A 25,708-nucleotide genomic window follows, 5' to 3' on the forward strand; every position below is an offset into this window, starting at 1 on the left:
CATTCTTATTTTATAAGCCATTTCACGCTTATTCCCCGCGCGTTCAGAACTGGTATGTATCTTGCCTGTTAAATAGCGACTTTTATTTAACAGGGACAATGTGATGCTGAAGAAAAAAATATTTTCGCGTAAATGCCATCTCGCCGTTGCTGTTAGCGGAGCATTGGCGCTGATCGCCTCTTTGCCGGCCAATGCCTCAACCCTGCGGATCGCCATGACCGCCGCCGATATCCCTTTGACCCTCGGACAGCCCGATCAGGGCTTTGAGGGCAACCGCTTCACCGGCATTCCGCTCTACGACGCCCTCGTTGAATGGGATCTCTCTCAGGGAGAAAAGCCCAGCGGCCTGGTGCCGGGGCTGGCGACCGAGTGGCACGTTGACCCGCAAAATCAAAGCCGCTGGATTTTCACCCTGCGCCCGGGCGTTAAGTTTCACGATGGTTCAACGGTCAACGTTGATGCCATCGTCTGGAACGTGGATAAGGTGCTGAATAAAGCCGCGCCGCAGTATGCCCCGGGCCAGATAGGCAACACCCTCTCACGCATGCCGACCCTGACCGGCGCGGAAAAGATTGACGACCACACCGTGGCGCTGACCACCTCCGAACCGGACGCGCTGCTGCCTTACAACCTTACCAACCTGTTTATCGTTTCGCCGACGGCGTGGCAGAAGCTGTATGACGCAGTGCCGGCAAACGCCGGCGATGCCGCCGCGCGTAGTAAGCAGGCGTGGACCGAGTTCGCCGCCCACGCGGTGGGCAGCGGTCCGTTCAAAATGGAAAAACTGGTTCCTCGCCAGCAACTGATCCTCGATAAGAACCCCGACTACTGGAACAAAGATCGCATTCCGCGAGTGGACAAAGTGGTGCTGATCCCGCTGCCGGAAGCTAACGCCCGCACGGCGGCGCTGCTCTCGAAGCAGGTGGACTGGATCGAAGCCCCGGCCCCGGACGCGGTCGATCAGATAAAAGCCCAGGGCTTTAAAATCTACGCCAACACCCAGCCGCACCTGTGGCCGTGGCAGTTCTCCTTCGAAGAGGGCTCGCCGTGGAAAGATATTCGCGTGCGCAAAGCCGCCAACCTGTGCCTGAACCGCGCGGAGCTCAAAAGCTATCTCGGCGGCTATATGACCGAAGCGACCGGCGTCTACGAGGCCGGCAGCCCGTGGCACGGTAAACCCACCTTCCAGATCAAATATGACCCGGATACCGCCCGTAAGCTGATGACCGAAGCCGGGTATAGCGCCGGGAAACCGCTGCACGTCACGGTCGCCACCTCGGCCTCCGGCTCCGGGCAGATGCAGCCGCTGCCGATGAACGAGTACATCCAGCAGAGCCTGAAAAGCTGCTTCTTTAACGTTGACATTAAGGTCAACGAATGGAACACCCTGTTTACCAACTGGCGTCTCGGGGCGAAAGATCCGTCGGCGAAAGGGATCGATGCGATCAACGTCAGCGCCGCGGTTAACGATCCCTATTTCGGCATGATCCGCTTCTCCACCGCGAAGGCCTTCCCGCCGGTGGCGACCAACTGGGGCTACTTCTCGACCCCGGAAACCGAAAAGCTGGCGGCGGCGGTGAAACATGCGTTTACCCCGGCTGAAATGGATAAAGCCGCGGGTGAACTGCACGCCGCGCTGGTCGATCAGGTGCCGTTCCTGTTCGTCGCCCACGATGTCGGGCCAAGGGCGATATCGCCAGCCGTCACCGGTGTGGTACAGCCGCAAAGCTGGTTTATCGACCTCAGCCTGGTGAGCAAAAAAGAGTAATCGACACGGGAGCAAGAGATGATCAATACGCTGCTATATCGCATCCTGCTGGCCGTCCCCACCATGCTCGGGGTGGCGGTGATCTGTTTTATGCTGGTGCAGATAGCGCCGGGCGACCCGCTGGTATCGGTGATGCCGCCGGACGCTTCGGAATCGCTGCGTCAGACCTTAATGCAGGCCTACGGCTTTGATAAACCGCTGCCGCTGCAGTTTGTGCACTGGCTATGGCGGGCGCTGCACGGCGATCTGGGCATGTCGGTCGCCACCGGGCGCCCGGTCATCGATGAAGTGATGACGGCGGTCACCTACTCTCTGCGTCTGGCGCTGCTGGCGACGGCGATCGGGTTTGCGCTGGGCAGCCTGTTCGGTTTTGTCGCCGGCTACTTTCGTAACAGCATTATTGACCGTCTGGCCTCGGTGCTATCCGTGTTTGGCGTCAGCGTACCGCACTACTGGCTGGGGATGCTGCTGGTCATCGTTTTTAGCGTCAAATTCGCGCTGCTGCCGGCGACCGGCGGCGGGCCAATCGGCGAGGTGGGCTGGCAGTGGAACTGGGAACACCTGCAGTTTATGCTGCTGCCGGCCTTCACGCTGTCGGTGATCCCGACCGGCATTATCGCCCGCACCGTTCGCTCGCAGGTGGCGGACATTCTCAGCCAGGAGTTTATCGTCGGCCTGCGCGCCCGGGGGCTCAACGAGTCGCGGATCTTTCTGCACGTGGTGAAAAACGCCGCCCCGACCGCGCTGGCGGTGATGGGGCTGCAGGTCGGCTATCTGATGGGCGGCTCGATTCTGGTGGAAACCGTCTTCTCCTGGCCCGGCACCGGTCTGCTGCTGAACACCGCTATCTTCCAGCGCGATCTGCCGCTATTGCAGGGCACCATCTGGGTACTGGCGCTGTTCTTTGTCCTGCTCAATCTGCTGGTGGATATTCTGCAAACCAGTCTCGATCCGCGAATTAAGAGGAGCTGACGATGGTGGATACCGTGACGACCAAAGGCATTACCGTCTCTGCCGCGACGGTTGCCAGACAAGGCTACTGGCGCGGCGTGTTTCGCCGCCTGCTGCGCGACCCGGGCGGCGTATTCGTCGGCGCGATCATTCTCATCCTGCTGGCGCTGGCGCTGTTCGGTCCCTGGCTAATCGTGAAAGATCCGTATCAAACATCGATGTTTTTACGCCTCAAACCGATTGGCGCCGACGGCTTTCCGCTGGGCTCCGATGAGCTCGGGCGCGATATGCTATCAAGGCTGATTCTCGGCACCCGGCTGTCGCTGTTTATGGGGATTGTCCCGGTGGTGTTCGCCTTTTTCATCGGCGGGGCGATCGGCATTATCGCCGGCTATGCGGGCGGTAAAACCAACACCCTGATTATGCGCACCGTGGACGTGTTTTACGCCTTTCCCTCGGTGCTGCTGGCGATCGCGCTCTCCGGCGCGCTGGGGGCGGGCATCGGTAACGCGCTGCTCTCGCTGACCCTGGTGTTCGTGCCGCAGGTGGCGCGTATCGCCGAAAGCGTCACCGCGCAGGTGCGGCATATGGACTATATCGACGCCGCCCGGGCCACCGGGGCCAGCGCGTTCACCATTATTCGCGTCCAGGTGCTGGGCAATGTGCTGGGGCCGATTTTCGTCTTCTCCACCGGCCTGATTTCGGTGTGCATGATCCTCGCCTCCGGGCTCTCTTTTCTCGGTCTCGGGGTTCGCCCGCCGGAGCCGGAATGGGGGCTGATGCTGAACACCCTGCGTACGGCGATTTATACCCAGCCGTGGGTAGCGGCGCTGCCCGGCCTGATGATTTTTATCACCTCCATTTCGTTCAATATCCTCGCGGACCGCCTGCGTGCGGCAATGGCGATTAAGGAGTAAGCGATGCAACCCTTTATCAATATCGACCTCGGCGGACCGGCGCAGCCGCTGCTGAAGGTCAACAATCTGCTGAAACATTTTCCCGCCGGCGGCGGCAAAGCGCGCGAAGTGGTGCAGGCGGTGGACGACGTCAGTTTTTCGGTGATCAAAGGCGAAACCCTCGGCGTGGTGGGGGAGTCAGGCTGCGGTAAATCCACCACCGCGCGGCTGCTGATGCAGCTGCTTAAGCAGGACAGCGGGGAGCTGATCTTCGATGGTCTGGAGGTGGGTTCATCGCGCCTGCCGATGAAAGCGTATCGCCGCCAGGTGCAGATGGTTTTCCAGGATAGCTACGCCTCGCTCAACCCGCGCATGACTATGGAAGAGAGCATTGCGTTCGGCCAGCGGGTACACGGCGTCAGCGCCAAAGAGGCCAGCGAGTACGCCCGCTATCTGCTGGCGCACGTCGGCCTTGAGCCGGAACGTTTTGCCCATCGTTATCCGCACGCGCTTTCCGGCGGCCAGCGCCAGCGGGTGAATATTGCCCGCGCGCTGGCGATGAAGCCCCGGCTGGTGATCCTCGACGAGGCCGTCTCGGCGCTGGATAAGTCGGTGGAAGCTCAGGTGCTGCAGCTGCTGCAGGAGCTGAAGCGGACGCTGGCGCTGACCTATGTGTTTATCAGCCACGATCTGCACGTGGTGCGCTGGCTGTCGGACCGCATTCTGGTGATGTATCTCGGCGAGGTGGTGGAGATTGGCCCGGCGGAGCAGCTGTTTACCGCCTCGGCCCACCCCTATACCCGGGCGCTGTTAAGCTCGATGCCGTCAATGGACCCGCACAATCGCACCTTAACCTCGCCGCTGAGCGGCGATCCGCCCAGCCCGATTTCTCCGCCCTCCGGCTGCCGCTTTCATACCCGCTGCCCGCACGCCAGAGCGGTGTGCGCCGAGGTGAAACCGACGCTCGAAAGCGTCGGCGAGGGGCACCAGAGCGCCTGCCTGATGGCGCAGCCCGCGTCGCCCTGGCATCAAAATATCGCCATTCAGGAGGTCAGCCATGTCGCATGAAGCCTACGTCCATATCCGTGACCTGCGGGTTGAGTTTCGCCGCGACGGTCAGACGGTCAACGCGGTCAACGGCGTCTCCTTTGATGTGCAAAAAGGCGAGGTGATGGCGCTGATCGGCGAGTCTGGCTCCGGGAAAAGCGTCACTCTGCGCGCCCTGATGCGGCTGCACCCGCCGAAAAGCAGCGTGCTTTCCGGTACCCTGAGGGTCGGGGAAGAGGATGTGTTGAACATGAGCGCCGGGCAGCTGCGGCGCTACCGCGGCGCGCGCTGCGCGATGATTTTCCAGGAGCCGCTGCTGGCCTTCGACCCGGTCTATACCGTGGGCCAGCAGATTGTCGAGGGGCTGCGTCGCCATGAAGGCCTGTCGCGGCAGGCGGCGCGGGAAAGGGCGCTGGAGGCGCTGCGTCAGGTGCGCATTCCGAGCCCCGAGCGGCGGCTGGATGCTTACCCGCACGAGATGTCCGGCGGGATGCGCCAGCGGGCGATGATTGCCCTCGCGCTCTCCTGCAACCCGCAGCTGCTGCTGGCGGATGAGCCGACCACCGCCCTCGATGCCACGGTGCAAATCCAGATCCTGATTCTGCTGCGTGAGCAGCAAAAGCAGCGCGATCTGTCGATTATATTTGTGACCCACGATATCGGCGCGGCGGTGGAGATCGCCGACCGGGTGGCGGTGATGTACGCCGGGCGCATCGTGGAGGAGGCGTCGATCGAGGAGATTCTGTATCGCCCGCGCCATCCCTATACCCAGGTGCTGCTGGGCAGCCGGCCGAAAGAGGGGTTGAAAAAGGGCGACGCGCTGCACTGTATTCCCGGCTCGCCGCCGGATCTCTCGTGCCTGCCGCCGGGCTGCGCGTTTGCCGAACGCTGTCCACACGCGCGCCCCGCCTGCGCGCAAAGCCAGCCGACGACCGAACCGGCCGGGCCGCGTCACGTGGTAAGTTGCCATCGCTGGCGTGAGCTGAGCCCGTCCGTTGAAAACCAGGCGCTTTACGCCTGAGGCCAGGAGGAAACCATCATGCAGGACGACATTCGCGCCTTTATGCCCTATCCGCCGCATCCGGTGGCGCATGCGCTCAGCGGGCCGCTGAGCGGCTTAACCTTTGCGGTCAAAGATCTGTTCGACGTGGCGGGCTACCCAACCGGCGGGGGCAATCCGCACCTGCTGGCGCTGTCCGGGATTAAAAACCGCACCGCGCCGGTGGTGCAAAAGCTGTTAGATAACGGCGCGCGCTTTATCGGCAAAACCCATACCAGCGAGCTGGCGTATTCGATGAGCGGGCACAACGTGCATTACGGTACCCCGCGCAACGGCGCCGCGCCGAATCATATACCCGGCGGATCGTCGTCCGGCTCGGCGTCGGCGGTATCGAACGCGGCGTGCGACTTTGCCCTCGGCAGCGATACCGGCGGCTCGGTACGCACGCCGGCGAGCTACTGCGGACTGTTTGGCCTGCGTCCAACCCACGGCCGTCTCTCCCTCGACGGCTGCCAGCCGCTGTGCGCCACCATGGACACCTGCGGCTTCTTTGCCCGCTCGCCGGAGGTCTTTTCCGCCGTCGCCGCCTGTCTGTTCGACGATGAACGCGCGGATTTCGACGGCGTGCGGCTGGCCTGCCACGATGGGCTGTTTTCCCGCCTGCCGCTGCGCAGCCAGCAGGCGCTGCTGCCGGTCCGCCAACGGCTGGCGCGCTTTTTCGGCCCGTTAGCGCCGCTCGATGCGCCGCTGCCCGACGCGGACGATATTTATCTCGCCTTCCGTCAGATTCAGGGCTACGAAGCGTGGCAGGCGCAGGGCGAAACCATTGAGCGCTATGGTCTGCAGCTAGGCCCGGACGTCCGCGAGCGCTTTTTCTGGGGCAAAGCGGTCACCCGCGCGCAGTTTGACGCCGCCTGCCAGCTGCGCGAGCGTTTTACCGCCTGGTGGGACGCGCAGCTGGGCGATGCGGTCCTGGTGATGCCGACCGTTCCCGATGGCGCGCCGCTGCTGACGGCGCAGGCCGAAGAGATAGAAGCGGTCCGGCGCCTGTCTCACGACCTGCTGTTAATTTCCGTGATGACCCAACGTCCGCAGGTGACGCTGCCGGTCGCCCAGACGGGCGGTCTGCCGCTGGGGATGTCATTTTTAGGCCCGCGCGGCAGCGATCGTCTGCTGGTCGAGCTGGCCGCCGCGTTTATGCAAGGAGACCGAAATGAGCAGTGATGTCCTTTTTACCCCGATGACCGAAACCACCGACTGCCGGGTTAACGGCGAGCGTCTGTGGGAGTCGCTGATGGCGCTGGCGGAAATCGGCGCCACGCCGAAGGGCGGCTGCTGTCGTCTGACGCTCACCGATCTCGATCGCCAGGGTCGGGATTTGGTGATTAGCTGGGCGCAGGCGGCGGGGATGCGCGTCACCGTCGATAAAATCGGCAACGTCTTTATGCGCCGGGAAGGGCGTAATCCGGCGCTGCCGCCGATTGTCTCCGGCAGCCATATTGATACCCAGCCCACCGGCGGCAAATTTGATGGCAACTACGGCGTGCTGGCGGCGCTGGAGGTGGTGCGCACCCTGAACGATCGGCATATCGAAACCGAAGCGCCAATTGAAGTGGTGTTCTGGACCAACGAAGAGGGCTCGCGCTTTGTGCCGGTGATGATGGGCTCCGGGGTGTTTGCCGGGGTATTCCCGCTGGAAACTGTCTATGCCGCGCAGGATGCGGACGGTAAAACCGTGGGCGAGGAGCTGGCGCGCATCGGCTATATCGGCAGCCAGACGCCGGGCGATCATCCGATTGGCGCCTACTTTGAAGCGCATATTGAACAGGGGCCGATTCTGGAAGATGAAGCGAAAATTATCGGTATCGTGCAGGGCGTGCTGGGGATTCGCTGGTATGACTGCGTGGTGACTGGCCAGGAGTCCCACGCCGGACCGACGCCGATGCGCCTGCGTCAGGATGCGCTGCAGGCGGCGACCCGCATTATGCAGGAGGTCGTGGCGATCGCCGGGCGCAGCGACGAGGGGCGCGGTACGGTAGGGAGGGTGCAGGTCTATCCGAACAGCCGCAACGTGGTGCCGGGAGAGGTCACTTTTTCGATTGATATGCGTAATCTCAGCGATGCGCTGGTGGATGAGATGGACCGCCAGCTGCGGGCGTTTATCGCCGGGGTTGAGCGGGAGAGCGGCCTGAAGGTGGCGCTGAAAGAGGTGAGCCACTATCCGGCGGCGCCGTTCCACCCGGATTGCCAGGCGGCGATCGCCGACGCCGCGCAGCGGCTGGGCTATCCGGCGCGGGAGATTGTCTCCGGCGCCGGGCACGACGCGGTGTATATGAGCTATCTGGCGCCAACCGGGATGATTTTTATCCCCTGCAGGGACGGGATCAGCCACAACGAAATTGAGTATGCGTCGCCGGAGCACGTTGAGGCCGGCGCGAACGTGCTGCTGCAGGTGATGCTGCAGTACGCGCGGGTGGTATAAACGGCCGCTCTCCCCGGTCGCGCTGCGCTTACCGGGGCTACGGGTTTCCAGCCGCCTGCGGGGCAGTAGCCCGGGTAAGGCGTTTACGCCGCGACCCGGGATTTCCGGGCTACAAGGGCAATACAGGCTAGCTGCCAAATTTGCGCGAACCGATAACGCACAGAATCATGCCCAGGGTTACGGTCAGCATCAGGCCGTTCTCCCCGGTCGCGCTGCGCTTACCGGGGCTACGGGTTTCCAGCCGTCTGCGGGGCGGTAGCCCGGGTAAGGCGTTTACGCCGCGACCCGGGATTTCCGGGCTACAAGGGCAATACAGGCTAGCTGCCAAATTTGCGCGAACCGATAACGCACAGAATCACGCCCAGCGTCACGGCCAGCATCAATGGGCTGACGGTTTCATGCAAAAGCGCCGCCGCCAGGCCAAGCCCGAAGAACGGCTGTAATAGCTGGAGCTGGCCGACGGCGGCGATACCGCCAGCGGCGAGCCCTTTGTACCAGAAAATAAAGCCGATAAGCATGCTAAAGAGCGACACATAGCCGAGCGCGATCCAGGCGGAAGGCGATATAGCGCCCCATGACGCTGGCCGGGTTATCCACGAGGCCACCAGCATAAAAGGCAGCGCCATAATCAGCGCCCAGCTAATCACCTGCCATCCGCCGCCGCCGGTGGCCAGCTATGCGCCGGAAAGCACGGTTTATATCACCGGTTTTTCGAAAAACGTCGCCACCGGACTGCGCGTGGGGACGGTTGTCTGCCCGTCCCGCTATCGGCCGGAGATTGAGCGCGCTATACGGGCCACCACGTGGAACACCCCTTCGCTGGTGAGTTCGCTGATCTGCGCCTGGATTGAAGACGGCACGGTGGCGCGTTTTGAAGCGCAGAAACGCCAGGATGCGCGGCGGCGGCAGGGGGGTGCCCGTGAGGTTCTCGGCGCGCTTCCCTTCGTCAGCCATCCGGATTCGTATTTTGTCTGGCTGCCTCTGGGCGAGGAGAGTCGGGCCGATCGGCTGGCGAAAACGCTGATGGAGCGCCATATTTCCGTGTCGACCGCCGAGCCTTTTTGCGTTACAGCGAACGTTCCGCAGGCGATCCGCATCGCCCTCGGCTCCGTTCCCTTCGATAGCCTGCGCGCGGCGCTAGTCCAGGTTCGCGAAGCCGTGGAGTATGAGCAATATCGCTAGCGTTTCGGCGGCGAGCGATAGGGTGACTTATTAGTAACGTTTTATGGGGTAAATAGCGGGTTAATAGTCTTAAAATAAATGTTTGTTTTTTATTATTATGATTTATAGGGTTAATTTTAAATTTGATGACAATATAAAATTGTTACGGTAGTGTACAAAACACATCAAGTACGGTTGTGCTGTTGACGCTGAGCGAGCGCACGTCCTGAAGATACGACGTTGTTAATCATTTCAGGGGCGGAGCCGCGCCCTGTTCTGTACAGGATCCTTTTTCAATGCAGCAGCTCTATCTTTATATACTGATTGCCAGCCTGACCATTGCCAGCCCCGGGCCAGGAGTGCTTCTGACGCTGACCAACACCCTGAATTATAATCTGCGTAATGCAATGGCGGGGATTATCGGCGTGGCGGTGGGGATGGGCGTCATATCGATTATTGCTGCCAGCAGCGTTGGCGTGATGATTACCACTTCTCAGCTGACGCTGTTGATAGTCAAGGGGGTTGGGGCGGCCTATCTGATCTATCTGGGCGTAAAGCTCTTTCGCTCGGTGCCCCGCGCGCTGAATCAACCTCTCTCTTCTGCCGATTCAACGATGCCTTCCGCCAGCCAGCGGTTTCGTCAGGGAGTACTGGTGTCGTTGTTTAATCCCAAACCCATTGTGTTTTTTATGGCGCTGTTTCCCCAGTTTATTCATCCGCAGCAGCCCTTTATTCCGCAGTTCAGCGTGCTGTCGATAACCTTCTGTATTCTGGTGGTTGTCATTCATTCACTCTACGGCCTTTTCGCACACAGCGTAAAAACGAAAATGTCGTCCGGGAATGCCTTTGTTAAGCTGAATAAAACCGGTGGCATCGTGTTTGTGTGTTTTGCCGTCGGTCTTATTGTTTCCGCCGTTCATCCTTATTTGTCGCTATCATCGTGAGGCCGCCGCGTTAAGGCTGGGGGCCCTGCGTTCAGCCCATCTGCGCCAGCTGGCCGCGCAGTACCTCCACGCCCTGTTCGATGGCGTCAGGGTGAATGGCGTGGAACCCCATCCGGAAGAAATTAGCCGGCGGCGCGTCGCTGAGAAAATGCCGCGCGCCGGGCTCAATCAGCACCCCGGCGTGGGCGGCGCGCCAGGTCAGCTGCTGGGTGTTGATTTGCTCCGGCGTGGCCAGCCAGAACGCGTTGGCGTGTTCGCTGCCGGGGATGATGCGGCACTCCGGCAGATGCTGCTGTAGCGCGTTGTTGAGACGGTCCCAGCGCTGGGCAGAGTCGTAATGGTAGCGCCGCAGGTGGGTTTCATAGTGGCCCTGGGCGAGGAAATGGGCCATCTGATACTGAATATTGGTCGGCGGATGACGATACACCAGCCGCCGCAGCGCCCGGGCTTCGTCAATCAGATCCGGGTCAGCGACCATAAAGCCCAGCCGCAGGCCCGGCGATAGCGCTTTTGACAGGCTGCTCACGTAGATCACTCTTCCGCAGCGATCGCTGGCCTTCAGCGCCGGCAGCGGGTTGAGCATAAAGTTACTTTCAGAGTCGTAATCGTCCTCAATAATCACCGCATCATGGCGAGCGGCATGCTCCAGCAGCTGGTCGCGCCGCGCTTTGCTCATCGCCACCCCGGTTGGCACCTGGTGTCCGGGGGTGACGTAGTAGTAATCGCAGGGGGCGTCGTTGAGGACGATCCCCTGTTCATCCACCGGATGCGGCACGATATCGGTATCGGCAAGCAGAAAGGTGTTAATAGCCTCGCGAAAGCAGGGATTCTCCACGCCAACGCGCGTGCTGGATGACATCAGCAGGCGCGTCAGCAGGTACAGCGCGTTTTGCGAACCGAGGGTAATCAGAATCTCGTCCGGCGAGGCGACAATGCCGCGTTTGGGCAGCACCCGGGTGCGGATCTGCTCAATCAGCATCGGCACGTCGCGATCGATGTGATCCACCACCCACTCCGGGTCGCGCACCCCGCCGTGCAGCCAGTTTGCCGCCGAGCGCCAGGTCGCCAGCGGGAACTGGCGGGTATCCGGCTGGCCGTAGATAAACGGATAGCGGTAGTTCATCCAGCCGGCCGGCTTCAGAATCGACTCCTGCTGGCTGGGGGTGATTTGCAGCCGCGTGCCCCAGCGTGGTGCAGAACCCTCGTCCTGCGGTGCAGCTTCCGGCGCCGAAGAGGGGCTGGCGTGCTGGTAATCCGGATGCAGGTAATAACCGCTGCGCGGGCGACTCACGAGGTATCCCTCGTTAACCAGCCCTTCAAAAACCAGCGCCGTGGTGTTGCGCGAGACCCGCAGCTGGCTGGCCAGCTGGCGGCAGGAGGGGAGCGGCGTGTCGGCGGAAAAAATGCCGCCCAGAATGGCGTTAATCAGCGTCTCGCGCACCTGCTCCTGCAAACCGCGGCGCGGGTCGAAATCAACGTGTAACAGGTGTCGGATCATGCCTGGCTCCTTACTCAAACGCACAGTACAGACACTGGAGCAAATTCCATACCACCCTGAGAATGACTGACACATCCGCGCGGTGAATCTGGCTCTATCCGGAAATTTAAAACGCTCCCTACAGTAAAAACGTATTCATCAGTCGCGGACCGGAACTTCCGTCGGCACATATTTTGCAAAACCTTTTCATGTTCTGGAGTGAACACGTCTGGCGAATTAATTAGGGGTGAATTAATGAAAAAATCATTAGGTTCAATTTGTCTGGGTGCCATCATGGCGATGGCCTTTTCTTATCACGCAGCCGCCGCGGATCTTCCGGAAATAGAAAAATCCGGCACCCTGAAAGTCGCAACCGAAGATGATTACGCGCCTTTTAACTTTATGAATAACGGCCAGGCGGATGGCTTCAACAAAGATATGCTCGATGAATTACGCAAATACGCGAAATTCAACGTCGACCAGAGCATTTTGCCGTGGACCGGATTACTGGCGGCGGTTTCTACCGGGCAATACGATATGGCCTTAACCGGCGCGGTAATTACCGACGATCGTCTCAAGGTCTTTGATTTCACGCCGCCGTGGGCGTCAGCGCAGCACTATTTTGTCAAACGCGCGGGCGATAATTCATTGAACACCATTGCCGAACTGAGCGGGAAAAAGGTGGGCGTACAGGCGGGCAGCGCGCTGCTGGCAAGGCTGCCGGAACTGAAAGCGATGCTGGAGAAAACCGGCGGTAAGCTGGGGCCGGTGGTGGAGTATCCCTCCTACCCGGAAGCCTACGCCGATCTTGCCAACAAACGCCTGGACTACGTGATTAACGTGGTTATCTCGGTCAACGACCTGGCGAAGGCCAAGCCGAAGGTGTTCGCCAAAGGTCTGGCGGTATCCGGCCCGGGCTATATGGCCTGGCCGATCCCGAAAAACTCGCCGCAGCTGCTGGCCTATATGACCAAGTTTATGAACCACATGAAGGAGACCGGCAAGCTCGCGGAACTCCAGAAAAAGTGGTTTGGCGAAACCTATGACGATCTTCCGAACGTGCCAATCACCAGCCCGGAACAGTTCCATAAATTGGCCGGTCTGTAATGCGTTCTGCGGCGGGTAACCGCCGCCCGTTGAGTGAAGGAGGGCTTCATGGATGCAATTTCCTGGCAGTTACTGATTGAAGGCGCATGGACGACCCTCTGGATTTCGGCCATCGCCATTGCCTTTGGGGTGGTGATTGGCCTGCTAATTGCGCTGGTGCGCATGCTGCGCATTCCGGTTATCGATCAGCTGCTGGTGGTCTATATCAGCCTCGCCCGCGCGACGCCGCTGGTCACGCTGGTGCTGTTCCTGTTTCTTTCTCTGCCGACCGTCGGGATTAACCTCGACAAAAACGTCGCAGCGATAGTGGCGCTGACGCTCAATACCTCGGCCTTTAACGCCGAAATATGGCGCAACGCCTTTCGCACTTTTCCCCGCGAACAGCGGGAAGCGGCGGAGTCGGTCGGGATGCGCCGCTGGGCCTACTTCCGCTACATCATGCTGCCGCAGATGTGGATTGAAAGCCTGCCCGCGCTGGTTAACGAGATGTCGTTCCTGATTAAGGGCAGTCCGGCCATTGCGGTGATTGGCGTGGTGGATTTGACGCGCGTCACCAACCGGATTTCTTCGGTCACCTATGAACCGCTTTCGCCGATTCTGGCGGCGGGTCTGCTGTACGTGGTGATTATTGGCCTGCTGCTGAAACTGCAGGGAATGGCCGAGCGTAAAGCGAAGCGTCTGGCACGATAAATACGGGAGGTGCTATGAATCAGTGGGCCGTTATCTGGTCGGTGCGCGACAGCTTTATTGCCGGTTTACTCGCCACCCTTGAACTTTTTATTACCGCGGCAATTGCCGGATTAATTATCGGCGTTGTCCTGTGCTATTTAAGCGAATATCAAAAGAAAACCCTTAACCGGCTTATTATTGCCTTTGTCAGCTTAATGCGGGCGATTCCCTTTTTGATCCTCGCCTATTTGCTCTATTACGGGCTGCCGCAAGTGGGGATTAGTATGGAGCCCTGGACCGCCGGCTTAATTGCCTTAATTATCTACCACGGCGCCTATTTCTTTGAGATTTTGCGCAGCCAGCGGCGGGTATTTTCCGGTGGCTATATCGAGGCGGCGGTCGCGCAGGGGTTTTCGCGCTACAAAATATTCCGCCGCATTATTCTGCCCAATATTCTCTCTTCCGCGCTCCCGCTGATGGGGAACCAGCTGATTATCTGCCTGAAAGATACCGCTTTCCTCAGCATTATCACCGTCCAGGAGATAACCGCCGCGGCTAACAGCGTGCAGGCCACCTATTTTATCCCGTTTAACGCTTTTATCGTCGCGATTGGGCTCTACTGGGCGATCAGCATCCTGGTGGAGCTGCTGATTAAACGCCTGAGCGCCTGGGGAGTCAGAAGAGGAATGAGTCATGTCTGATACTACTGCTGTAAGCGTCAAAAACGTCTCTAAACAGTTTGATAACGTGGAAGTTCTGCGTGATATCAACCTGACGGTAGAAAAGGGGACCGTGGTGAGCATTCTCGGCTCGTCGGGGTCGGGTAAATCGACGCTGCTGCGCTGCATGAACTGGCTGGAACAGCCGGATCGCGGCGAGATCCGCATCAGCGGCCAGCGGCTGGGGATTGATGAGCATAATGGCCGCGCGATGTCCCATCGCCAGCTGTCGAAAATCCGCGAGCGGGTTGGCATGGTGTTTCAGAGCTTTAACCTGTGGCCGCACCTGACGGTGCAGCAGAACGTCAGCGAAGCGCTGCTGCACGTGAAGGGGATGAAGCGTGATGAAGCGAAAGCTATCGCCATGCAGCAGCTGGAGAAAGTGGGGATGGCGCATAAAGCCGACGTTTACCCGATTACGCTCTCCGGTGGACAGAAGCAGCGGGTGGCGATTGCCCGTTCGCTGGCGATGTCGCCGGAGGTGATTCTGTTTGATGAGCCGACGTCGGCGCTGGACCCCGAGCTGGTCAACGAGGTGCTGGGTGTGATGAAGGCGCTGGCCGCCGAGGGCTACACGATGGTGGTGGTGACCCACGAGATGGATTTTGCGCGCCAGGTCTCGGATGAGGTGGTGTTTCTAGAGAAGGGGTTGTTGATTGAGAAAGCGCCGCCGGAGAAGTTTTTCACCAACCCGGATTCCGAGCGCGTCAGGCAGTTTTTGCAGAGCAGTCGGTAAGCATCAGCGGCCGTTCTCCCCGGTCGCGCTGCGCTTACCGGGGCTACGGGTTTCCAGCCGTCAGCGGGGAGTAGCCCGGACAGGCGCGATAAGCGCCGCCTCCGGGACGGTGTTCGTGCAGCTACGATATGCCTCTGAAACAACGTGATATGCAGGGGAGTAGCCCGGGTCAGGCGTTTACGCCGCGACCCGGGATTTCCGGGCCCGGTGCCTGAGGGAGGCAGATCGAGTAGCCCGGACAGGCGCGTCAAGCGCCGCCTCCGGGAGAGTTTCATACAACAGCGGGGATATTTCTGAAACAACGTGAGATGCAGCGATGCCCTGGCCCCCGCTGAAATCGGCGAACCGCAGGCTGAGGACCGGGAGGTGAGCGCAGTGCGCAGCACCGATTTCTTTGCGGGACCGCGGGGATTGTAAAGGGGGAGACGGTTTTCTCCCCCTTTACCCGTTCACCTACCACGGTGAGACATTTTCTGCGGGATAATAGTGAACGGAACCCCTGCACACTTTCCCGGAGGCGGCGCTTATCGCGCCTGTCCGGGCTACCATTCCCGGAGGCGGCGCTTACGCGCCTCTCCGCTCTACCAAACCTTAATCCCGATCGATGGCGAACGGCTGCCAGGCCTGACGCACCGGCATCACCTCGACCCGGTTGATATTCATATGGTCTGGCAGCGTGGCGATGTAGAACATCTGTTCGGCAATATCCCGCGCGCTCAGCGGCGTGGTACCGCGATACAGGTTGTCCGACGCCGCCTGGTCGCCTTTGGTGCGCACCAGGGTAAATTCCGTTTCGGCAATGCCCGGCGCGAGATCGGTCACGCGCACCCCGGTCCCGAGCAGATCGCAGCGCAGGTTATAGCTGAACTGCTTCACGAAAGCCTTACTGGCGCCGTAGACGTGGCTGCCGGGATAGGGCCACTGCCCGGCGATAGAGCCAATATTGATGATGCTCGCCCCCGCGCCGTGGTTAATCAGCGTCGGCAGCAGCGCGTGGGTCACGTTGACCAGCCCGGTGACGTTGGTGTCGATCATCGTTTTCCAGTCGTCCAGATCCACTTTCTGCGCGGGCTGCGGCGACAGCGCCAGCCCGGCGTTGTTAATCAGCGTCGTGATATCGGCGAAGCCCGCGGGCAGCGCCGCCACGGCCGCGGCCACCGCATCGCTATCGCGTACGTCGAGTTCGATAATGTGCACCGGCACCTGCGAGGCGAGCTTATCCTGTAGCGTCTTCAGCCGCTCAAAGCGGCGTCCGCTCAGCACCAGCGACCAGCCCGCATCGGCGAAGACCTGCGCCGCTGCTTCCCCAAATCCCGAGGTCGCCCCGGTAATAAACACCACTTTGCTCGTTGCCATTTCATTCTCCTGTGCAGGTTGTCGCTCCCACTATAAAAACCGCGCGCGTGCGGGCACAGGGCCAGTCGGCGCGCGGCGATGTGACACGGTGTCACATCATTTTCGCCTGACTGGCTCTATCCGTTTCTCCCCCGCACGGCCAATGATGAGGCCAACAACAACGACATGAGAGAGGGCAGGGTATGAAGCTGGCACTACAGAACGAGGTAGCGATAAGCAATGATGAAGTTCGGCAGCTGGATCGCGCTTATGTGTTTCATTCATGGTCGATGCAGGGCAATTTACATCCGCTGGTGATCGCCGGGGCAAAAGGCTGCGAGCTGTGGGATTACGAAGGCAATACTTACCTGGATTTCAGCAGCCAGCTGGTCAACGTCAACATTGGCTATCAGCATCCTCGCGTGCTGGCGGCGATGAAAGCCCAGCTGGAAGAGCTGGTGACCATCGCGCCCGCCACCGCCAACCTCGCCCGCGGCGAAGCGGCGAAGCGGATTGTCGAGCTGGCGCCGGAAGGCTTTAGCAAAGTGTTCTTCACCAACGCCGGCGCCGACGCCAACGAGAACGCCATCCGTATGGCGCGGCTCTATACCGGGCGCGATAAAGTGCTCTCCGCCTATCGCTCCTATCACGGCAATACCGGCAGCGCGATTGCCGCCACCGGCGACTGGCGCCGCGTGCCGAATGAGTATTCACGCGGTCACGTGCACTTCTTTAATCCCTATCTCTACCGCAGCGAATTTAACGCCACGACGGAAGAGGAGGAGTGCCAGCGCGCGCTGGCCCATCTGCGGCGGATGATCGAGTGCGAAGGCCCGAACGCGATAGCCGCGATTCTGCTGGAGTCGATTCCTGGCACCGCCGGGATTCTTGTCCCGCCGGAGGGCTATATGCAGGGCGTGCGGGCGCTGGCCGACGAGTTTGGCATTGTGCTGATCCTCGATGAAGTGATGGCCGGTTTTGGTCGTACCGGGAGCTGGTTCGCCTTCGAGCAGGATGGCGTGGTGCCGGATCTGGTGACTTTCGCCAAAGGGGTTAACGCCGGCTACGTCCCGGCCGGCGGCGTGCTGATTAGCGAGCCAATCGCCCGCTACTTTGATGACCATTTCTTTGCCGGGGGGCTGACCTATTCCGGCCATCCGCTGGCGATGGCGGCGATTGTCGCCACCATTGACGCGATGAAGGAAGAGAAGGTGGTGGAGAACGCGGCGACCATCGGCAACGAGGTGCTGCGTCCGGGGCTGGAAGCGCTGGCGGAGAAGCACGCGATTATCGGCAACGTACGCGGCCGCGGTCTGTTCCAGGCGCTGGAGCTGGTCAGCAGCCGCGAGCGGAAAACTCCGCTGACCGCTGCCGATATGGCGGCCATTAAAGGCGCGTTAACCGAAGCCGGCCTGCTGGCGTTTGTGGTGGAGAACCGCATTCACGTGGTGCCGCCGTGCACCATCAGCGCCGAACAGGTGGCAAAAGGGCTGGCGATTTTTGATGCGGTATTCGCCCGCTTCGCGAGCCTGGCGAAATAAGGGGATGATTTCCCGGGTCGCGGCGTAAATGCCTTACCCGGGCGACCTTCTCGCAGATGGCGGCGAACCCGTAGCCCCGCTAAGCGTAGCGCGAGCGGGGGCGGGTTTTCAGCCTATCCGATGTTCGCCGTTCACCAGCGCTTCGCGGTCAAAGAAGCGCTGAATCACGCCTTCCGCCATAAACGCCGCCCGGTCCGACATATGGGCAATCACATCGGCATCGTGGCTGACCAGCAGATAGGTCATTCCGTGCTCCTGCTTTAGCCGATTGAGCAGATTCAGTATTTCCGCCTGCACCGACATATCCAGCGCCGACGTTGGCTCATCCAGCAGCAGAATCTTTGGCCGCAGCAGCAGCGCGCGAGCAATCGCCACCCGCTGGCGCTGGCCGCCGGAAAGCTGGTGCGGATAGCGGCGCGCGGCGTCGGCAGGCAGCCCCACCTCTTGCAGGGCGGTGGACACCCGATGTTCGATCTCGCCGATAGCGTGAATTTTCAGCGGCTCCGCCAGCGTGCGCCATAGCGTATGATTGGGATGCAGCGAAGCGTACGGGTCCTGAAACACCATCTGTACGTTGCGCCGCAGCTCGCCCTGAAAACGCAGGCCCGGCGTAATGGCCTTATCAAACAGTTCAACGCGGCCGCGCCAGTCCCGCTGCAGCCCGGCTAATACCCGCAGAATCGTTGATTTTCCGCAGCCGGATGCGCCGATCAGGCTGAACGTTTCTCCCGCGTCAACGGCAAAGCTGGCGGCGGACACCGCGGTTTTTTCGCCAAAAATAACCTGTAAATCCTTGAGATTAACGACCGCCATGCGCCGCCTCCGTCAAGTTCAGGGTTCGGTCGAGGGTCGGCAGCATCTGACCGTAAGTTTGCGCGGCCGGGCGACAGGTCCAGAGCGTACGGGTGTAGGGATGCGTCGCCGTCGGCAGATCTCGCGCCGCCATCTCATCGACCTTTTCCCCTTGATACAGGACCAGCACCCGCTGGCAGTGCTCGGCCACCAGCGGCAGGTCGTGGCTAATCAACAGCATCGCCATCCGCCGCTGTTCGCACTGCTCTACCAGCAGTTCGAGGATCTGATTGCGCAGCCGGGCATCGAGGGCTGAAGTGGGCTCATCGGCGATCAGCACCTGCGGATTATTGAGCAGCGCAAGGGCAATCATCACCCGCTGGCCCATCCCCCCGGAGAGTTCGCCTGGATAACGGTTGAGCACCGGTAAATCCAGACCGACGGCGGCAATGGCGGCTTTGACTGCCTCCAGCCGCGCGCGGCGGCTAAGGCGCTGATGCAGAGTTAATGCCTCTTCCAGCTGCGCCTGAATGCTTTTTACCGGATTGAGCGCGTAGCGCGGGTCCTGCAGCACCATCGCTATATCGTTGCCGCGTAGCTCGCGCCAGCCGCGTTCGCGAAGGGTTAATGCGTCGCGCCCCAGCACGTTGAGCGCCTCGGCGCTGACGACGCCGGGCCGGCGGACCAGCCCCATCAGGGCGCGGGCGGTCATGGATTTACCGGAGCCGGATTCGCCGACCAGCGCCAGCCGCTCGTTGCCGAGCGTGAAGCTTAAATGGTCCACCACTCTGGCGGTGGGATAGTCGATGGTCAGACCCTGAACGATCAGGCGAGTATCAGTCATGTTGCGGCTCCAGAACGTCGCGCAGGCCATCGCCCAGCAGGTTAAACGCCAGGCTGGCGATCAGGATAACGGCGCCAGGGGCGGCGGCGATCCACCACTGGTCGAAAATGACCTGCATGCCGTCGGCGATCATCGCGCCCCATTCCGCCATTGGCGGGCGGGCGCCGAGGCCGAGGAAGCCAAGACCGGCAGCGGCGAGAATAATCCCGGCTAAATCCAGCGCCAGCCGGACGATGGCCGAGGGCAGACAGAGCGGCAGAATATGACCTATCAGCAGACGCCGGCCGCGAATGCCCATCATCTCCGCCGCCGCCAGATAGTCGCTATGGCGCAAGCGCTGAATTTCGCTGCGCGCCTGACGGGCGTAAGCGGGCCAGGTCGTCAGCGCCAGCGCCAGGGCGCCGTTCACCAGGCCCGGGCCGAGCATCGCGACAAACGCGAAGGCCAGAATCAGCCGCGGCATCGACATTACCACGTCGGTAAAACGCATCAGCACGCGTTCCAGCCAGCCGCCGTAATAGCCGGACAGGATCCCCACCAGCAGACCGGCGGGGAGCGTAATCGCCGTCACCAGCGCGACCAGCCCCAGCGCCGGACGGGCGCCGAAAATCAGCCTTGAGAGAAGATCGCGGCCGTAGCTGTCGGTGCCGAGCCAGTGCCGCGGGCCCGGACCCTGCAGCCGCGCGGCGGCGTCCTGCCAGTTCGGGTCGAGCGGAGCCAGCCAGGGCGCAAAGAGCGCAATCAGCAGGAGTAACGTAATGATGATCAGGCCGCAAAAGGCGGCGGGAGAGCGGCGCAGGCGGCGTAAAAACAGATAGCCCGGCATCAGCGTATCCTCGGGTCGGTCAGCCGCACCAGCAGGTCGGTGAGGTGATTAATCAGCACAAAGCTCGCGCCGATCAGCAGCGTACCGCCCATGATAGCCGTGGTATCGCCGGCAAAGAGCGCGGTAGTCAGATAGCGGCCAATTCCCGGCCAGGAGAAGACGGTTTCGGTCAGCACCGCGCCTTCCAGCATGGCGGTATAGGCCAGGGCGATCACCGTTAATAGCGTGCCGCGAATGTTCGGCAACACGTGGCGCAGCAGGATGGTCAGCTCGCTGGCCCCTTTGGCGCGCGCCAGCAGGATGTACTCTTTGTTCATTTCGCTCAGGCAGGCGGAACGGGTCAGGCGAGTGATGCTCGCCAGAGAATAATAGGCCAGCAGCAGCACCGGCAGCAGCAGGTGCCCGGCGGCGTTTTTAACCGCCTCTTTATCACCCGAGAGCCAGGTATCAATGAGCGCAAAGCCGGTGCGCGGTTCGACGGTGTACTGATAGATATCGTCCAGCCGCCCCGGCCCCGGCGTCCACTGCAGTTTGGCGTAAAACAGCGCCAGCATCAGCAGACCGAGCCAGAAGATCGGCACCGAGTTGCCGAGCAGCGTAAAGGTGCGCATCGCCAGATCCCACGGCGAGCCGACGTAGCGGGCGCAGAGAACGCCTGCGATAACGCCCGACAGCGCGCCGATAATCAACGCCAGCGTGGCCAGTTCGAGGGTGGCCGGGAACGCGGCAAGCAGGTCGTGCAGCACCGGCTGGCCGGTTGAGCTGGCGATACCGAGATCGCCGTGGGCGAGATTCACCAGATAGCGCCAGAACTGCAGCGGCAACGGCTGGTCGAGGCCGAGCTGGTGACGTACCTGATCATAGGTGGACTGACTGGCGTGGTCGCCGACGATTTGCAGCACCCGATCAACCGGCGACAGCGCCGAGAGCGCAAAGGTCACCAGCAGCAGGCCGAGCAGCGTCAGGGCCAGCGTCAGCAGTCCCTGAAACAGCGCGAGCAGGGGGCGTTTTGCGCGCCGCTCTGCTCGGGGGGGTAACACAGCAGACATGGTTATTCCGTTGGTAAAAAGTACAGTGTTATCAGCTGGCGCGATCTGTTGTTGTAGCCCGGTCAGCGCAGCGCCACCGGGAAAACATAAGGTATCGGGGCCTGCGTTCCCGGAGGCGGCGCGTTGCGCCTGTCCGGGCTACCCGATCGTACCTGCCCCAGGCGTTATTTGGTTACCCGGTCATACCAGACCATATCGGCATTGAGACCCTGCTGATAACCCTTCACGTTATCGCGAACCACAATCTGGGTTTTACCCTGATCGATAAACACGTAAGGCGAACTGCGCTGCAGCGCCTCCTGCATGTTTTTATACAGATCCAGGCGCTTCGCTGCGTCCGGCTCGGCGACTGCCGCCAGGGTCGCTTTATTCAGCTCCGGGATCTGCCAGCCGTTTAGCCCGGCGACGGTACTGGATTTACCGTCGTTGTACGCAAAGGCGCTGGCGTTAGAGTGGGCATCGAAATAGTCAGGGATCCACAGCCGAATCGCCGCCTGATGCTGTTTGGCGCGCACGCGAGCATAGACCTGACTACCCGCGGCCGGCAGCAAATCCACCTTCACGCCGCCCTGGGCGAAGCTCGCCTGCATCGACTGGGCGATGGTGATAAACGGCGGCTTGTTTTCGACGTCGAGGGTGAAATGCGCCTCTTTGATGCCCGCTTTAGCGAGGATATCTTTGGCTTTTTGCGGGTTGAATGTAAATGGGTTATTGTCCAGCGCGCCCGGCAGGCCGACCGGCAGGAAGCTCTGATGGACGAAATATTGCCCCTTCAGCAAATCTTTCGTGATGCCGTTGTAATCCACCAGCCAGCGCGCCGCTTCCCAGAAGGCCGGGTTTTTCAGCAGCGGGTTGGCGCTGTTGCCGGTATTAAAGACCAGATAGTTCTGCTCAGCGGAAGGGATGCTGAGGACCTTGACGCCCGGTTTACCCTGCAGAGCCGCAATCTGGTCGGCGCCGAGATCGCGCGCCACGTCGGCATCACCCTGCTGGATGAGAAGACGACGTGAGGCCGGGTCCGGAACGTTCTTAATAATGATGCTTTTCAGCTTCGGCGCGCCGCCGGGTGCGCTGCTGTTGGCCTCCAGCACGATGGCCTGATGCGGCTGATAGACCCGCATTTTATACGCGCCGCTGCCCGCCGAGTGCATTTTCAGCCAGCCGTTACCGAAGTCGCTATCTTTGGCGTTCGGGGCGACCTGTTTCTCATCGACGATAGAGGCGATCGGCGTTGAGAGAATATTCAGCGCCACCGCCGGGCTGACGTCGGCGGTCCAGCGGAGCTCCAGGGTATGGTCGTCTACCTTCTTCAGCTGGCTGGCGATGTTATCCGGCTGCCAGCCGAGGACGTTAAGAATAAACGCCGGCGATTTGTTCAGGATGACCGCGCGGGTGTACGAGTAAATGACATCTTCCGGGCGCAGCGGGTTACCGGAGGCGAATTTGGCGTCGGGCTTTAGCTTGATGGTCAGGGTTTTCGCCGCCGGATCGGCCTGCCAGCTTTCGGCCAGGATCGGGGTGATTTTTTCAGGGTTATCGCGGTCCGGCTGCACCAGGCGCTGATAAAGGCTCGGTACCGTCTGGATGCTGGAGAGCTCGTTGGCTTCCGCCGGGTCGAGGCTGACGATATCGTCGAGGCCCTGCGCGACCACCAGGGTCCCCGGCGGCGTGGCGGCGTGAACGGCGGCGGATAACGCGGCGAGCACCAGCAGCGGCAGCAGTTTTTTAGTCATATGCGATCCCTGAAAAAAGTTATTGTGATTATTGATGTTTCGCTACGTTAGGCCGCTTAATTACGGGCGTAAAGTCAAAGATCGGCTAAGTTTATGCTTAAAAAGCATAAGCAAGACCAAGGGGTTATGACGATCGATCGTACCGGGCATCTTCCGGCCATTCGCCTTTCTTGATATAACAATTTGATAACACTACGGGAGAGATAAGCGTGCCGGAAATTAATGAATTTGGTCAGCAGGTCAACGATCGCGTGCCAGGGTGGCAGGGCGCGGGACTTCTGCGCCGCACGGCGTTAAATGGCCGTTTTTGCCGGCTGGAGCCGCTGGATACCGAGCGGCACGCGGCGGATCTGTTTGCCGCCTATGCCCTCGGCGACGACAGCGACTGGACCTGGCTTGCCAGCACCTGCCCACAGAGCGTGGAGTCAACGGCGAACTGGATCACCGGTAAGGTTATGGACGACGGGTTGGTGCCGTATGCGGTCATCGATTTGCGCGCCGAGCGGGCCGTCGGGCTGGTCAGCTATATGGCGATTGAGCGGGCGATGGGCACGGTGGAGATAGGGCACGTCACCTGGTCGCGGGCGATGAAAAATACGCCGCTCGGGACCGAGGCGGTGTGGCTGCTGCTGCAAAATGGTTTTGCTCACGGCTATCGTCGGCTGGAGTGGAAGTGCGATTCGATGAATCTCGCCTCCCGCCGCGCCGCCGACCGGCTGGGGTTTACCTGGGAGGGGCGTCTTCGTCAGAGGATGGTGCGCAAAGGACGAACCCGCGATAGCGATATGCTGTCGATTATCGATAGCGAATGGCCCGCGCGCGACGCGGCGCTGCGGGCGTGGCTGGCGCCGGAGAACTTTGATGCTGATGGACGGCAGCTAAAGCGGCTGGAAGATTTTCGCTAGTTTTTCCTCACCCTAACCCTCTCCCGCAGGGAGAGGGTTAGGGTGCTTACTTTTACCGGCGAACCGGCGCGCCGTTCGCCACGTAATACGCCGCGGTGCTCTTCGGCAGCGGCTGACGGCCGCGAATGGCGTCAGCCATTTTTTCGCCAATCATGATGGTGGTCGCGTTAAGGTTGCCGGTAATAATCTGCGGCATAATCGAGGCGTCGACCACGCGCAGGCCTTCCAGCCCGTGAACCCGACCTTCGCCATCCACCACCGCCATCTCGTCGTAGCCCATTTTACAGGTGCCGCACGGATGGAAGGCGGTTTCCGCATGATTGCGCACAAACTCATCCAGCTCGGCATCGCTCCGGCACTCCGCCCCCGGACTGATCTCCCGGCCGCGATAGTTATCCAGCGCCGGCTGATGCATGATTTCGCGGGTAATGCGAATCGCGTCGCGGAACTCCTGCCAGTCCTGTTCGCTGGACATATAGTTAAACAGAATCGCCGGATGTTCGTGCGGGTCGCGCGACTTCAGACGCACGTGGCCGCGGCTTGGGGAGCGCATGGAGCCGACGTGGCACTGGAATCCGTGCTCTTTCACCGCGTTTGAGCCGTTGTAGTTAATCGCGACCGGCAGGAAGTGGTACTGAATATTCGGCCACGCAAAGGCTTCCCGGCTGCGAATAAATCCGCCCGCTTCAAACTGGTTGCTGGCGCCGATGCCGGTCCCGCCGAACAGCCATTCGGCGCCGATTTTCGGCTGGTTCCACCACTGCAGCGCCGGGTAGAGCGACACAGGCTCTTTACATTCGTACTGCAGATACATCTCCAGATGATCCTGCAGGTTCTCGCCGACGCCGGGCAGGGCGTGAACCAGCGGAATATCGAACTGGCGCAACAGTTCCGGGCTGCCGACGCCGGAGCGCTGCAGGATTTGCGGCGAAGCGATGGCGCCCGCGCAGAGCAGCACTTCTTGATTGGCGGTGGCGTTTGACGGCGCCGTGCTGTCGCCCTCCAGCCACTCGACGCCGACGGCGCGTTTGCCGGCAAAAATAATGCGATCGGTCAGCGCATGGGTGCGAATGGTCAGATTGGGACGCGCGCGCGCCTGGTCGAGATAGCCGCGCGCGGTGCTGGCGCGGCGTCCCTGCGGCGTAACGGTACGATCCATGGGGCCAAACCCTTCCTGCTGATAGCCGTTAAGATCGTCGGTGCGCGGGTAGCCGGCCTGTACGCCGGCTTCAATCATCGCGTGGAACAGCGGATTGTTGCCCTGCTTTGGCGTGGTGACGCTGACCGGGCCGTCGCCGCCGTGGTAGTCGTTGGGGCCAATATCGCGGGTTTCCGCTTTGCGGTAGTAGGGCAGGCAGTCGAGGTAGCTCCAGTGCTCAAGCCCCGGCGCCGAGGCCCAGTTATCGAGATCCATAGCGTTGCCGCGGATATAGCACATGCCGTTGATTAACGAGGACCCGCCGAGGCCCTTACCGCGTCCGCACTCCATGCGGCGATTGTTCATATGCGGTTCAGGCTCGGTCTCGTAGGCCCAGTTATAGCGCCGACCCTGTAGAGGAAAGGCCAGCGCGGCGGGCATCTGGGTGCGGAAGTCGAAACGGTAATCCGGGCCGCCCGCTTCCAGCAGCAGGACGGTGGTCTGGGGATCTTCCGTCAGTCGTGTAGCCAGTACGTTGCCGGCGGAACCGGCACCAATAATAATGTAGTCAAACTGCAAAAATGACCT

22 protein-coding genes and 2 pseudogenes are annotated in these 25,708 nt (G+C 61.0%); 15 read left to right on the forward strand and 9 right to left on the reverse strand.

Annotated features, from left to right (window positions below; translation table 11 throughout):
- Positions 1 to 103 precede the first annotated feature (103 nt).
- Genes ABLV30_RS08975 through ABLV30_RS09005 form a run of 7 tightly spaced genes read left to right on the forward strand, consistent with a single transcriptional unit; the run spans position 104 to position 8,144 of the window.
- Positions 104 to 1,768 carry an ABC transporter substrate-binding protein gene (locus tag ABLV30_RS08975; protein ID WP_265801617.1) on the forward strand — a complete coding sequence of 555 codons (1,665 nt, stop codon included), beginning with the start codon at positions 104 to 106 and terminating at the stop codon, positions 1,766 to 1,768.
- 18 nt (positions 1,769 to 1,786) lie between these two features.
- On the forward strand, positions 1,787 to 2,740 hold the full coding sequence (locus tag ABLV30_RS08980; protein WP_004848587.1) for an ABC transporter permease: 954 nt from the start codon (positions 1,787 to 1,789) through the stop codon (positions 2,738 to 2,740).
- Between the two features lie 2 nt (positions 2,741 to 2,742).
- A complete protein-coding gene (locus ABLV30_RS08985; protein ID WP_014228319.1) occupies positions 2,743 to 3,636 on the forward strand; it encodes an ABC transporter permease in 894 nt (297 codons plus the stop codon).
- 3 nt (positions 3,637 to 3,639) lie between these two features.
- Positions 3,640 to 4,683 (forward strand): ABC transporter ATP-binding protein, encoded by a 1,044-nt coding sequence (locus ABLV30_RS08990; RefSeq protein ID WP_004848592.1) that lies wholly within the window; start codon positions 3,640 to 3,642, stop codon positions 4,681 to 4,683.
- Positions 4,673 to 5,683 carry an ABC transporter ATP-binding protein gene (locus ABLV30_RS08995; RefSeq protein WP_025107064.1) on the forward strand — a complete coding sequence of 337 codons (1,011 nt, stop codon included), beginning with the start codon at positions 4,673 to 4,675 and terminating at the stop codon, positions 5,681 to 5,683. Before ABLV30_RS08990 ends, ABLV30_RS08995 begins: the two co-directional genes overlap by 11 nt.
- 18 nt (positions 5,684 to 5,701) lie before the next feature.
- Entirely contained in the window at positions 5,702 to 6,886 is a 1,185-nt protein-coding gene (locus tag ABLV30_RS09000; protein ID WP_032748603.1) for an amidase, read from the forward strand.
- The gene (locus ABLV30_RS09005; RefSeq protein ID WP_102803101.1) at positions 6,876 to 8,144 is read left to right on the forward strand and encodes a Zn-dependent hydrolase; all 1,269 of its coding nucleotides are present in this window, start codon (positions 6,876 to 6,878) and stop codon (positions 8,142 to 8,144) included. The genes ABLV30_RS09000 and ABLV30_RS09005 overlap by 11 nt, the downstream gene beginning before the upstream one ends.
- Before the next feature lie 317 nt (positions 8,145 to 8,461).
- Here the strand turns inward: ABLV30_RS09005 and ABLV30_RS09010 are convergent.
- Positions 8,462 to 8,803 (reverse strand): annotated as a pseudogene (locus ABLV30_RS09010) (DMT family transporter); the annotation flags it as partial.
- Between ABLV30_RS09010 and ABLV30_RS09015 the strand changes: the two are divergent.
- Together ABLV30_RS09015 and ABLV30_RS09020 are read left to right on the forward strand one after the other, a co-directional pair.
- Positions 8,754 to 9,326 (forward strand): annotated as a pseudogene (locus ABLV30_RS09015) (aminotransferase class I/II-fold pyridoxal phosphate-dependent enzyme); the annotation flags it as partial. The pseudogenes ABLV30_RS09010 and ABLV30_RS09015 overlap by 50 nt on opposite strands.
- 275 nt (positions 9,327 to 9,601) lie before the next feature.
- Positions 9,602 to 10,249, forward strand: a complete 648-nt coding sequence (locus tag ABLV30_RS09020; RefSeq protein ID WP_025107060.1) for a LysE family translocator — start codon at positions 9,602 to 9,604, stop codon at positions 10,247 to 10,249.
- 31 nt (positions 10,250 to 10,280) lie between these two features.
- On the opposite strand, the gene ABLV30_RS09025 is transcribed toward ABLV30_RS09020, so the two are convergent.
- On the reverse strand, positions 10,281 to 11,747 hold the full coding sequence (locus ABLV30_RS09025; RefSeq protein WP_014228326.1) for a PLP-dependent aminotransferase family protein: 1,467 nt from the start codon (positions 11,745 to 11,747) through the stop codon (positions 10,281 to 10,283).
- 234 nt (positions 11,748 to 11,981) lie between these two features.
- Here ABLV30_RS09025 and ABLV30_RS09030 point away from each other — a divergent pair, with 234 nt between their 5' ends.
- The 4 genes from ABLV30_RS09030 to ABLV30_RS09045 are packed head-to-tail and all read left to right on the forward strand — an operon-like array spanning position 11,982 to position 14,957.
- The gene (locus ABLV30_RS09030; RefSeq protein WP_004848610.1) at positions 11,982 to 12,833 is read left to right on the forward strand and encodes a transporter substrate-binding domain-containing protein; all 852 of its coding nucleotides are present in this window, start codon (positions 11,982 to 11,984) and stop codon (positions 12,831 to 12,833) included.
- Positions 12,834 to 12,881: 48 nt separating this feature from the next.
- Positions 12,882 to 13,523: an amino acid ABC transporter permease gene (locus tag ABLV30_RS09035; protein WP_004100025.1), complete on the forward strand. Its 642-nt coding sequence runs from the start codon at positions 12,882 to 12,884 to the stop codon at positions 13,521 to 13,523.
- Between the two features lie 14 nt (positions 13,524 to 13,537).
- Entirely contained in the window at positions 13,538 to 14,203 is a 666-nt protein-coding gene (locus ABLV30_RS09040; protein ID WP_025107058.1) for an amino acid ABC transporter permease, read from the forward strand.
- Entirely contained in the window at positions 14,196 to 14,957 is a 762-nt protein-coding gene (locus tag ABLV30_RS09045; protein ID WP_014228328.1) for an amino acid ABC transporter ATP-binding protein, read from the forward strand. Before ABLV30_RS09040 ends, ABLV30_RS09045 begins: the two co-directional genes overlap by 8 nt.
- Positions 14,958 to 15,548: 591 nt before the next feature.
- Here the strand turns inward: ABLV30_RS09045 and ABLV30_RS09050 are convergent.
- Positions 15,549 to 16,313, reverse strand: a complete 765-nt coding sequence (locus ABLV30_RS09050; RefSeq protein ID WP_032748618.1) for an SDR family NAD(P)-dependent oxidoreductase — start codon at positions 16,311 to 16,313, stop codon at positions 15,549 to 15,551.
- A gap of 182 nt (positions 16,314 to 16,495) precedes the next feature.
- Between ABLV30_RS09050 and ABLV30_RS09055 the strand changes: the two genes are divergently transcribed.
- Positions 16,496 to 17,833, forward strand: coding sequence for an aspartate aminotransferase family protein (locus ABLV30_RS09055; RefSeq protein WP_038424195.1), 1,338 nt, complete (start codon positions 16,496 to 16,498; stop codon positions 17,831 to 17,833).
- 108 nt (positions 17,834 to 17,941) lie between these two features.
- Here the strand turns inward: ABLV30_RS09055 and ABLV30_RS09060 are convergent, their stop codons facing one another.
- The 5 genes from ABLV30_RS09060 to ABLV30_RS09080 all read right to left on the reverse strand — a co-directional run bounded on the left by ABLV30_RS09060 (position 17,942) and on the right by ABLV30_RS09080 (position 23,077).
- Positions 17,942 to 18,646, reverse strand: coding sequence for an ABC transporter ATP-binding protein (locus ABLV30_RS09060; protein WP_025107055.1), 705 nt, complete (start codon positions 18,644 to 18,646; stop codon positions 17,942 to 17,944).
- Positions 18,633 to 19,469: an ABC transporter ATP-binding protein gene (locus ABLV30_RS09065; RefSeq protein ID WP_122117723.1), complete on the reverse strand. Its 837-nt coding sequence runs from the start codon at positions 19,467 to 19,469 to the stop codon at positions 18,633 to 18,635. Before ABLV30_RS09065 ends, ABLV30_RS09060 begins: the two co-directional genes overlap by 14 nt.
- Positions 19,462 to 20,295, reverse strand: coding sequence for an ABC transporter permease (locus ABLV30_RS09070; protein ID WP_025107053.1), 834 nt, complete (start codon positions 20,293 to 20,295; stop codon positions 19,462 to 19,464). Before ABLV30_RS09070 ends, ABLV30_RS09065 begins: the two co-directional genes overlap by 8 nt.
- Positions 20,295 to 21,344, reverse strand: a complete 1,050-nt coding sequence (locus ABLV30_RS09075) for an ABC transporter permease (protein WP_048263530.1) — start codon at positions 21,342 to 21,344, stop codon at positions 20,295 to 20,297. The genes ABLV30_RS09070 and ABLV30_RS09075 overlap by 1 nt, the downstream gene beginning before the upstream one ends.
- 164 nt (positions 21,345 to 21,508) lie before the next feature.
- Positions 21,509 to 23,077, reverse strand: coding sequence for an ABC transporter substrate-binding protein (locus tag ABLV30_RS09080; RefSeq protein WP_025107051.1), 1,569 nt, complete (start codon positions 23,075 to 23,077; stop codon positions 21,509 to 21,511).
- 209 nt (positions 23,078 to 23,286) lie between these two features.
- Between ABLV30_RS09080 and ABLV30_RS09085 the strand changes: the two genes are divergently transcribed.
- Positions 23,287 to 23,982 carry a GNAT family protein gene (locus ABLV30_RS09085; protein ID WP_014228336.1) on the forward strand — a complete coding sequence of 232 codons (696 nt, stop codon included), beginning with the start codon at positions 23,287 to 23,289 and terminating at the stop codon, positions 23,980 to 23,982.
- Between the two features lie 52 nt (positions 23,983 to 24,034).
- Here the strand turns inward: ABLV30_RS09085 and betA are convergent, their stop codons facing one another.
- Positions 24,035 to 25,699 carry a choline dehydrogenase gene (gene betA / locus ABLV30_RS09090; RefSeq protein WP_265801610.1) on the reverse strand — a complete coding sequence of 555 codons (1,665 nt, stop codon included), beginning with the start codon at positions 25,697 to 25,699 and terminating at the stop codon, positions 24,035 to 24,037.
- Positions 25,700 to 25,708 lie beyond the last annotated feature (9 nt).

This window comes from Klebsiella sp. CN_Kp113 (assembly GCF_040064585.1).
Lineage (GTDB): Bacteria > Pseudomonadota > Gammaproteobacteria > Enterobacterales > Enterobacteriaceae > Klebsiella > Klebsiella michiganensis.